This is a genomic window from Streptomyces sp. NP-1717 (genome assembly GCF_022695985.1).
GTDB lineage: Bacteria > Actinomycetota > Actinomycetes > Streptomycetales > Streptomycetaceae > Streptomyces.
Window position 1 is genome coordinate 21,417 of the sequence record NZ_JAAPBF010000084.1, and the last position, 6,774, is coordinate 28,190.

The following is a 6,774-nucleotide window of genomic DNA, read 5'->3' on the forward strand; positions in this document are numbered from 1 at the left end:
TGATTCGTGGAATGTGCACACAAGTGGCCGCCGCCGACAGTGCCCGGGTGTCGCGCCGAGAGCGCGCGAGTGGTCCGGATATCGCGTGCGCGCGATCCGGAAAATGCGGCGAGATCCGTACGGATGCCGCATGGGGCTTCCGAAACCCTCCCCAGGTCTCAACTAGGGAAAGACTGCCGCCCAAACCTGCTTTCGATCTTGCTCAGTCGACCTGAAGTGGACTATACCTGTCGGCGTCCGCCTCGCCGGGTTTCGAGCGGCGAAGGACCGGGAGACGGGGGACGGTTGGGTGTCACGACGCACCCCGCCGCCAACGATTCAGGCCGTCCCTGCTGTAATCACGCACCACGCTTCACGTACAACGCCCAGCAACATGTACGACAACGCGCACGGCAATCAGCACCACAATCCTGCACGACCCAGCTTCATTTGACCGCGGTGGCGGGGCCCTTCTGCCTCAGGCGAGAAGGACGGGCGACCGGTACACCGCCTGAGTCCTGGAGAAGGCGAGGACTTGAGCATGGGATCCACCTCCGCTCACAGCAATGAGGGCCTTGGCCGTCGCGATCTGATCAAGCGTTCGGCCGCCGTCGGCCTGATCACCGTGCCGACGATGAGTTTCCTGGCGTCCTGCGCGAGCAGCGACAGCGGCGGCGACGAGAAGGTCGAGAAGGGCAAGACCTCGGCGAAGAACCCCCTCGGAGCCAACGAGACGGCACAGCTCGACGTCGTCATCTTCAACGGCGGCTTCGGCGAGCAGTACGCCATCGACGCGGAGAAGCGGTACAACGAGGCTTTCCCGAAGGCCCCGAAGGTCAAGCACGCGGCCACCGAGAAGATCCAGTCCACGCTCCAGCCGAGGTTCAACGGCGGCACCCCGCCGGACCTGATCGACAACTCCGGCGCCGAGCAGATGGACATGGGCGTCCTGGTCGGCAAGAAGCAGCTCACCGACCTCACCGCGCTGATGGACGCCCCGTCGTACGACGACCCGGCCAAGAAGGTCCGCGACACCCTGCGCCCCGGCATCGTCGAGATGGGCCAGTTCGACGGCGACCCCGTCTGGATCATGTACTACGCCTACACGGTGTACGGCGTCTGGTACTCGCAGAAGGCCCTGGAGAACCTCGACGCGACGTACCCCGAGACGTGGGACGACATGCTCGCGCTCTGTGCCAAGGCGAAGAAGAAGGGCATCGCCGGCTGGACGTACGCGGGCAAGCACCCGTACTACATCCCGTTCTCGCTCTACCCGCTGATCGCCAAGATCGGTGGCGTCGAGGTCCTCGACAAGATCGACAACCTGGAGCCGAACGCCTGGAAGGACCCGGCGGTCAAGACGGCCTTCGAGGCGTACTACGAGCTCTTCAAGAAGGGCTACATCCTCCAGGGCACCCCCGGCCTGGACCACATCCAGTCGCAGACCGCGTGGAGCAAGGGCAAGGCGCTCTTCATCCCGAACGGTTCGTGGGTGGAGAACGAGGCGGCCAAGACCATGCCTGCCGACTTCAACCTCGCCGTCGGCGCGCCGTCCAGCATGGACGCCTCCGACAAGCTGCCGTTCGGTACCCTCTGGGCGTCCGGCGGTGAGCCCTTCATCGTCCCGCAGAAGGCCAAGAACCCGCAGGGCGGCATGGAGTTGCTGCGCATCATGCTCAGCGAGGAGTCGTCGAAGAACTTCACCTCGCAGGTGAAGTCGCTGACCGCCCTCAACGGCGGCACGGACGGCATCGAGCTGACGCCGGGCCTCAAGTCGGCCGTCGCCACTCTGGAGAAGGCGGGCGAGAACGTCGTCAACCCGCGTATCCAGGACTGGTACGTCAAGCTCCAGAAGGAGCAGATCGGTGTCGCCGGCCTCGGCGAGATGATGGCCGGGCGCGCCACCCCCGCCGAGACCATCAAGAAGATCCAGGGCTACGCGGATGCCGCCGCGAAGGACCAGTCCATCAAGCACTACAAGCACCAGTGAGCAGGCGTCACCAGCGGCGGCATCCGCACACAGATCGGGGTCGGATCCATGCAGCACGGTAAATACCGGTTCATCGTGGGGTTCTTGATCACCCCCTTGGCGTTGTACGCGATCTTCGTCATATGGCCGTTCATCCAGTCCATCTACTACTCGTTCACGGACTGGACGGGGCTGAGTTCCGACTTCAAGATGGTGGGCTTCGACAACTACACGAAGATGTTCGAGGACGACATCTTCTGGAAGTCGTTGCAGCACAGTGTGCTGTTCGTGCTGCTGCTGCCGCTGGTGACGCTCGCCCTCGCCCTGTTCCTCGCCTTCATGATCAATGTCGGCGGGCGGCAGCGGAAAGGCGCGACGATCACGGGTGTGCGCGGTTCGGGTTTCTACAAAATCGCGTATTTCTTCCCGCAGGTCCTCTCCATCGCGATCGTCGCCCTGCTTTTCCAGTTCGCCTACAACCCGGAGAGCGGCGCGATCAACGCGGCACTGTCCGCGGTGGGTCTGGACAACATCCAGCCGCTCTGGCTGGGTGACCCGGATCTCGCGCTCTGGTGCGTGATGGCGGTCCTGATCTGGAGCACCGTCGGCTTCTTCGTCGTCCTCTTCTCCGCCGGAATGGCCTCCATTCCCAAGGACTACTACGAGGCGGCGCTGCTCGACGGCGCGGACCGGTTCACGACCTTCTTCAAGATCACGCTTCCGCTGCTCTGGGACACCGTGCAGGCGGGCTGGATCTACATGGGCATCCTGGCGCTCGGCGCCGAGGCGTTCGCGGTCGTACAGATCATGACCGTGGGGCCGGGCGGTGGCGGACCCGACTACTCGACGACGGTCCTGCCGCTGTACGTCTACCAAACGGCCTTCAGGGACGCCCAGGCCGGTTATGCCACAACGATCGGTGTCGCTCTGCTCGTGGTGACGCTGTCCTTCGCGGCAGTCGTGACGAAGCTGGGCCGGCGCGAGCGGCTGGAGTTCTGATGAAGACCACTGACACACCTCCCGCCGCACAGGACGGGGAGCCGCGCGACCGGCCGCCGGTGAGCAAGGTGAACGCCCCGCGGGAGAAGGACAAGCGCGAGGGCACCGTCCTCAACGTCTTCTCGCACGGCGTGCTGGTCATCTGGGCGCTGCTGGTCGTCCTGCCGCTGCTGTGGGCGGTGATGTCCTCCTTCAAGGACGACAACTCCATCTTCAGCTCGCCGTGGGCGCTGCCGGACAAGCTCCACTTCGAGAACTGGTCGCGGGCCTGGACCCAGGCGCACATGAGCGACTACTTCCTCAACACCATCCTGGTGGTGGGGGGTTCGCTGATCGGCACCCTGGTGCTCGGCTCCATGGCGGCGTACGTCCTGGCGCGCTTCGACTTCCCCGGGAACCGCTTCGTCTACTTCCTCTTCATCGGAGGGATGAGCTTCCCGATCATTCTGGCGCTGGTCCCGCTGTTCTTCGTCATGAACAACATGGGGCTGCTGAACACCACGCACGGTCTGATCCTGGTGTACATCGCCTACTCGCTGCCGTTCACGGTGTTCTTCCTGTCGTCCTTCTTCAGGACGCTGCCGACGTCGGTGGCGGAGGCGGCGATCATCGACGGCGCCTCGCACACCAGGACGTTCTTCCAGATCATGCTGCCGATGGCCAAGCCGGGTCTGATCAGCGTGGGCATCTTCAACTTCCTCGGCCAGTGGAACCAGTACATGCTGCCGACGGTGCTCAACACCGACCCGGAGAAGAAGGTGCTCTCGCAGGGCCTGGTGCAGCTCGCGGTCAGCCAGGGCTACAAGGGCGACTACTCCGGGCTGTTCGCCGGACTGGTGATGGCGATGCTGCCGGTGCTGGCCGCCTACATCATCTTCCAGCGTCAGGTCGTCGCGGGTCTGACGGCGGGAGCGCTCAAGTAGCCGATCCGTCGCCGCGAGTGGCCGCGCCGCCCCTCGGGTCCCACCGCTTCACCGAACCGCCCTCCGGCCTCCCGCCGGGGGGCGGTTCGCCGTGCGCGGGGACCCCGCGACGGGGTTCGTTCGGTATCCATCCCGAGCTCAAGGGCTGTTTTTCGCCACCGGACCCCTATGGAATTCGCCAAATCCGTGATGTTCGCAGGTCAGATGCGTAAGAACGGTGCTCATCCGAGTCCTGCACTGCTCAAGGTCTTGACGGGAAGCGGCCCCAAAGGCTGAGCTTAGAGTTCACAAGTTGGAGATACGTCGGGGTTTCACAGGCGCGACCCCGGCCGGGGGCGGTGGTCGTGCCGCCTGCCAAGGGCAGGAGTGGATCAGTTGTGGAGACTCCAGGGTCGCAGTCGTCTCTGCACCGGGCGAATCTGGAGCGGGTCGTGCGCGCGGTGCGCATGGCCGGCTCGCTCACCCAGGCGGAGATCGCCCGGAGCACCGGACTGTCGGCGGCCACGGTCTCCAACATCGTCCGCGAGCTCAGGGAGGGCGGCACCGTCGAGGTGACGCCCACCTCGGCCGGCGGCCGCAGGGCCCGCAGCGTCTCGCTCAGCGGTGACGCGGGCATCGTCATCGGCGTCGACTTCGGCCATACGCACCTGCGGGTGGCGGTCGGCAATCTGGCCCACCAGGTGCTCGCCGAGGAGTCCGAACCGCTCGACGTCGACGCCTCCTCGGCGTACGGCTTCGGCCGGGCCGAGGAGCTGGTGGAGAGGCTGATCGAGGCCACCGGGATCGGCCGCCAGAAGGTCATCGGCGTGGGTCTGGGGGTGCCGGGCCCGATCGACGTCGTCTCCGGCACGCTCGGCTCCACCTCGATCCTGCCGGGCTGGACGGGGATCAACCCGGGCGAGGAACTGGCGGGCCGGCTCGGCGTGCCGGTGTACGTGGACAACGACGCCAACCTGGGGGCCCTCGGCGAGCTGGTCTGGGGGAGCGGCCGGGGCGTGAAGGACCTCGCGTACATCAAGGTCGCCAGCGGTGTCGGCGCCGGCCTGGTCATAGAGGGCCAGATCTACCGGGGGCCGGGCGGTACGGCGGGTGAGATCGGGCACATCACGCTCGACGAGTCGGGCCCCGTCTGCCGCTGCGGCAACAGGGGCTGCATGGAGACCTTCACCGCGGCCCGCTACGTACTGCCGCTGCTCAGGTCCAGCCACGGCCGCGATCTGACCATGGAGCGCGTCGTACAGCTGGCCAGGGAGGGCGATCCGGGCTGCCGCCGGGTGGTCGCCGACGTGGGGCGCCACATCGGCAGCGGCGTCGCGAACCTCTGCAACCTGCTCAACCCCAGCCGGGTGGTGCTCGGCGGTGATTTGGCGGAGGCTGGGGAGCTGGTCCTCGCGCCGATAAGGGAGTCGGTGTCCCGGTACGCGATCCCGAGTGCGGCCAGACAGCTCTCGGTGCTCCCGGGAGCCCTCGGCGGACGCGCCGAAGTGCTGGGCGCCCTCGCACTCGTACTGAGCGAAATGGGCGATTCGACCCTACTTGAGAGCACGCTGCCCGTCGGCTCGCCTGTCTTCACTTAGATAACGAATGGCACCGTTGTCATCTCGTTAAGGATTTACTCCTTGACGCTGCGTCCGAGGCGGAGTTGACTTCCAGCCACCTCGGCCGCAACGTCGCGGCCTCGTCAGGGAGGTTTCTGAAGTGAACGCACATCTCCGACGTGCTGCCGTGGCCGCCGCCGCCACCGCTATGGCCGTCTCGCTCGCCGCCTGTGGAAGCGCCAAGGAGTCCGGCGATTCGGCGAAGGAGTCGTCGAAGAAGAAGGACGGCCCGCTCACCATTGGTCTGCTCCTTCCCGAGAACCAGACCGCGCGCTACGAGAAGTTCGACAAGCCGCTGATCGAGAAGCGGGTCAGCGAACTGACCGACGGCACCGGCAAGGTCGTCTACGCCAACGCCAAGCAGGACGCGTCGGCGCAGAACCAGCAGGCCGACACGATGGTCACCAACAAGGTCGACGCCCTGATCGTGGACGCCGTCGACTCCAAGGCCATCGCGGGCTCGGTCAAGAAGGCCAAGGAGGCCGGCATCCCGGTCATCGCCTTCGACCGCCTCGCCGAGGGCCCGATCGACGGCTACGTCTCCTTCGACAACGAAGAGGTCGGCCGCGTCCAGGGCCAGGCGCTTCTGGACGAGCTGGGCCCGAAGGCGAAGGACGGTGACATCGTGATGATGAACGGCGCGATCACCGACCCGAACGCCAAGCTCTTCAAGCAGGGCGCCAAGTCCGTCCTCGACGGCAAGGTGACGATCGGCAAGGAGTACGACACCAAGGAGTGGAAGCCGGAGAACGCCAACGCCAACATGGAAGGCGCGATCTCGGCCCTGGGCAAGGACAAGATCGTCGGCGTCTACTCCGCCAACGACGGCATGGCGGGCGGCATCATCACCGCGCTCAAGGGCGCCGGCATCAGCCCGCTCCCGCCGGTCACCGGCCAGGACGCCGAACTCGCCGGTGTGCAGCGCATCGTCGCCGGTGAGCAGTTCATGAGCGTCTACAAGCCGTACCCGGCCGAGGCCGCCGTCGCCGCCGAGATGGCCGTGAAGGTCGCCAAGGGCGAGTCCCTGGACTCGATCGCCAAGACGGAGCTCGACAGCGCCACCACCAAGGGCATCCCGTCGGTCCTCGTCCCGGTCGTCTCGCTGACCCAGGACAACATCAACGACACGGTGATCAAGGACGGCATCTACACCGTCGACGAGATCTGCACCGCGAAGTTCAAGTCCAAGTGCGACGCCATCGGCCTCAAGTAGCCGACCGGTCCGACCGCGGAAACCCGCCCTGAAGCCTGTCCGGCGCCCCGCCCCTCAACTGTCCCGCTACCGGGCGGGGCGCCGGACGGACCA

5 protein-coding genes are annotated in these 6,774 nt (G+C 66.0%); all 5 read left to right on the forward strand.

Features of this window, described 5'->3' with window-relative positions; all coding sequences use genetic code 11:
- Window positions 1–520: 520 nt before the first annotated feature.
- The 5 genes from ngcE (at window position 521) to GXP76_RS18540 (ending at window position 6,681) form a co-directional block, all read left to right on the forward strand.
- A complete protein-coding gene (gene ngcE / locus GXP76_RS18520) occupies window positions 521–1,969 on the forward strand; it encodes an N-acetylglucosamine/diacetylchitobiose ABC transporter substrate-binding protein (RefSeq protein ID WP_147875157.1) in 1,449 nt (482 codons plus the stop codon).
- Between the two features lie 48 nt (window positions 1,970–2,017).
- Window positions 2,018–2,947 (forward strand): carbohydrate ABC transporter permease, encoded by a 930-nt coding sequence (locus tag GXP76_RS18525; protein WP_242572658.1) that lies wholly within the window; start codon window positions 2,018–2,020, stop codon window positions 2,945–2,947.
- Window positions 2,947–3,870 (forward strand): carbohydrate ABC transporter permease, encoded by a 924-nt coding sequence (locus GXP76_RS18530; RefSeq protein WP_242572659.1) that lies wholly within the window; start codon window positions 2,947–2,949, stop codon window positions 3,868–3,870. The genes GXP76_RS18525 and GXP76_RS18530 overlap by 1 nt, the downstream gene beginning before the upstream one ends.
- A gap of 377 nt (window positions 3,871–4,247) precedes the next feature.
- On the forward strand, window positions 4,248–5,447 hold the full coding sequence (locus GXP76_RS18535; RefSeq protein ID WP_242572660.1) for an ROK family transcriptional regulator: 1,200 nt from the start codon (window positions 4,248–4,250) through the stop codon (window positions 5,445–5,447).
- Between the two features lie 121 nt (window positions 5,448–5,568).
- The gene (locus tag GXP76_RS18540) at window positions 5,569–6,681 is read left to right on the forward strand and encodes a substrate-binding domain-containing protein (protein ID WP_242572661.1); all 1,113 of its coding nucleotides are present in this window, start codon (window positions 5,569–5,571) and stop codon (window positions 6,679–6,681) included.
- Window positions 6,682–6,774 lie beyond the last annotated feature (93 nt).